This is a genomic window from Streptomyces yokosukanensis (assembly GCF_001514035.1).
GTDB lineage: Bacteria > Actinomycetota > Actinomycetes > Streptomycetales > Streptomycetaceae > Streptomyces > Streptomyces yokosukanensis.
In genome coordinates this window covers 47,632-50,405 of the sequence record NZ_KQ948234.1, presented here as the reverse complement: position 1 = coordinate 50,405, position 2,774 = coordinate 47,632, and the positions used below count along the sequence as shown (strand labels likewise).

3 protein-coding genes and 1 pseudogene are annotated in these 2,774 nt (G+C 70.2%); 1 reads left to right on the top strand and 3 read right to left on the bottom strand.

Annotated elements, in window-relative coordinates; translation table 11 throughout:
- Window positions 1–211 precede the first annotated feature (211 nt).
- Both AQI95_RS45830 and AQI95_RS41085 read right to left on the bottom strand, forming a co-directional pair.
- Window positions 212–616 (bottom strand): winged helix-turn-helix transcriptional regulator, encoded by a 405-nt coding sequence (locus tag AQI95_RS45830; protein WP_079071903.1) that lies wholly within the window; start codon window positions 614–616, stop codon window positions 212–214.
- Window positions 617–656: 40 nt separating this feature from the next.
- Window positions 657–1,535 (bottom strand): helix-turn-helix transcriptional regulator, encoded by an 879-nt coding sequence (locus AQI95_RS41085; protein WP_067136177.1) that lies wholly within the window; start codon window positions 1,533–1,535, stop codon window positions 657–659.
- Between the two features lie 105 nt (window positions 1,536–1,640).
- Between AQI95_RS41085 and AQI95_RS41080 the strand changes: the two genes are divergently transcribed.
- Window positions 1,641–2,339, top strand: a complete 699-nt coding sequence (locus AQI95_RS41080; protein ID WP_046426084.1) for an SDR family NAD(P)-dependent oxidoreductase — start codon at window positions 1,641–1,643, stop codon at window positions 2,337–2,339.
- A gap of 81 nt (window positions 2,340–2,420) precedes the next feature.
- Here the strand turns inward: AQI95_RS41080 and AQI95_RS46900 are convergent.
- Window positions 2,421–2,774, bottom strand: a pseudogene (locus tag AQI95_RS46900) (DUF2235 domain-containing protein); the annotation flags it as partial.

Below are 2,774 nucleotides of genomic sequence, written 5' to 3'. Positions count from 1 at the left end.
CCCGTTCAAGGACGCGTTCGGCGACGGCGAGTTCGTTCCGCTCGGCGCGTACCTCCGCCAACTGCTTGGCCAGCTGTTCTTCGAGTTCGTCCAGTTCCGCGCGCCGCGCGGTGATCCGTTCCAGCAGCTCAGGATCCATGCACCGGATCGTAGAAGGCCGTCCAGCCGCAGCGAGCAAGAACCGGGGGGCTGACGAGGTTCAGGCCGTGTTCTACGGGTCTGGCGTTTGGTCGAGGGCGTCCCGTCGCGCTGTGCCTCGCTCCCACATGCTGCGCGCCACTGGTTCCAGCGCCCGGCCCTGGCTGGTCAGAATGTAGCGGACGCGCGGAGGCCAGCCCGGGGTGCGGTGACGCTCGATGACGCCCGCACTGGTCAACTGGGTCGGCCTGTCCGAGAGAGCGGGCAGGGCGGCGGACAGTTCGGAGTATGTGGTCTGACCGCGGCGTAGGAACTCGCGGACTACCAGCGGCGTCCACCGACCACCCAGCGCGGCGAGGGTGATGTCAACAGGGCACCGCGGTTCGTGGCCAGGCGGAACGAGGGCGCTGTCCGGGCAGTCCGCCAGCGGGCCGTCCTGATCACCCGTCGGTGCGTGTCCAACGGTTTGGTGCGTCACGAAAACCGTGAGCCGTCGGTCGGCCGATGGGCGGGGCGGATCAGTTGCGCGTGCCGGCCGGTGGGCCGACGACGGTGGTGAGCTGGAGTTTGGTCTCGTCCTCACTGCCCGGCGCGGCGGTCATGATGACAATCTTGAGCTCCGTGTCGCCGTCGGTCAGGACATCGCAGTCCACCGTGACCGGGCCCACCGACGGGTGATCGACCCTCTTGTGGACCTCGCGGTTCGCGGTCACCTCTCCCGTCGCCCACAGCTCGGCGAACCTCTCGTTGCCTGCGTTCAGGTCGCGGACCAGCGCGGCCAGGCGGCTGTCCCGGGGGAAGCGGCCGGTGGCGCGGCGCAGATCGGAGACGAGGGCGGCGTCGGCGGTGTCGGGGTCCGTCTCGGTGACCGGCCACAGCGCGAGGGGGGTGTGATCGACGTCCACCGGGAACCTGTCGCGGGCGAAGTTGCGCATCCGCGGCGGCGAGGCCAAGGGGTCTCCCAGCAGGGCGGCCCACCCGTGGTTCCACCACACCAGTTGCCAGTCCGCCGCGAACACGGCCACCGGTACGTCTCCGAGGCGGACGAGTACCCGTTGCATACCGGGCGGGAGATGGTCGCAGATCGTGCCGTCCGCCGGCGGCACGATCTGGGCCAGCCGGTAGAGATGGTCCCGCTCGGCGGTGGACAGTTGGAGAGCGCGCGCCAGGGACGCCACCACCGACGCCGAGGGTGTCGTGGCCCGCCCCTGCTCCAGGCGCACGACGTAGTCGACCGACACTCCGGCCAGGTCGGCCAGTTCCTCGCGCCGCAGCCCGACAGCCCGGCGCTTGCGGACGACCGGCAGCCCAGCGGCTGACGGGGGCAGCCGGTTCCGCCACGTGCGGATCATCGCGCCCAGTCCAGCTCCGGGGGGTGTCGTCGTCATGCTCTCCATTCTCCCGCGTCCCCGATCACATGCGGGGGCGCGAGGGTGGTACTGGTCTTCCCACCGTCGAAGCGTCCCTGGTCCGGCTCCCTCGTCAAGGCAACTATCGAAGGCATGACGATCACTTTCATCACCGGAGCCAACAAGGGCATCGGCCGCGAGACCGCCCGCCGCCTCATCGCGTGCGGTCACACCGTTCTCCTGGGAGCCCGCGACCGTGAGCGGGGTGAGGAGGCAGCCGCCGCGCTGGGCGCACGCTTCGTCCCCGTCGACGTGACCGACGACGCGTCCGTGGCCGCCGCCGCCGCGGACGTCGCCGAGCACGAGGGCAGGATCGATGTCCTGATCAACAACGCGGGGGTCCAGGGTCCCTTCGGTGATCCCGGCGACCTCACCGCCGCCGACGCCCGCGCCGTCCTCGACGTCAACGTCATCGGCGTGGTCCGCACCACCACCGCGTTCCTGCCGCTGCTGCGCCGTTCGGACGACCCCGTGATCATCAACGTCAGCAGCGGCATGGGCTCCCTCGCCTTCACCCACGACCCCGGCCGGTCCGAGTCGCACGTCGTCGTGCCGCTGTACGCCTCCTCGAAGGCGGCGCTGACGATGTTGACCACGCAGTACGCCAAAGGGCTCAAGGGCATTCGCGTCAACGCCGCCGACCCCGGCTACACCGCGACCGACATAAACGGTCACAGCGGCTCCCAGACCGTCACCGAGGGCACGGACGCGATCGTCGCCCTCGCCACCGAGGGGCCCGGTGCCGGCACCGGACGCTTCATCGACCGGCATGGCGAGATCGCCTGGTCCTGAGACCGGCGGTGCCGGGTCACCGGCCCTGAAGAACAGAACGGGCAGACCCACGGCACCTTCCTGTCCGACTGGCCCGCTGAGTCATCCGGGGACTCTCTCGGCCGCGTCGACGCTCGATAGAAGCACCGACTCCACACTGACCCGCTGCGGGGCGGCGAGATACTGCTCGAGATTGGGCGGCCGGTAGCTGGTGTCGTCGTCGTAGCGCTCCTTGGCCGGCGCTGCCAGGAACTCGTTCCCGTCGAGCCGGTGGTCGTCCGCCGCGCATCCGATGGGCCTGTGGAGCGGCTTGGCCAGTCGCCACAGTTCCGTCCGTGAGGGGTGCAACGGGCCCGACGCGTCCGGCTGGACACGGAAGTCGACGCTCTCGCCCGGCTGCATCGCACTGGGGCCGGTCGCGCTGAGCGCGTCAGTGTTGAACTTCAGCCCGTGTCT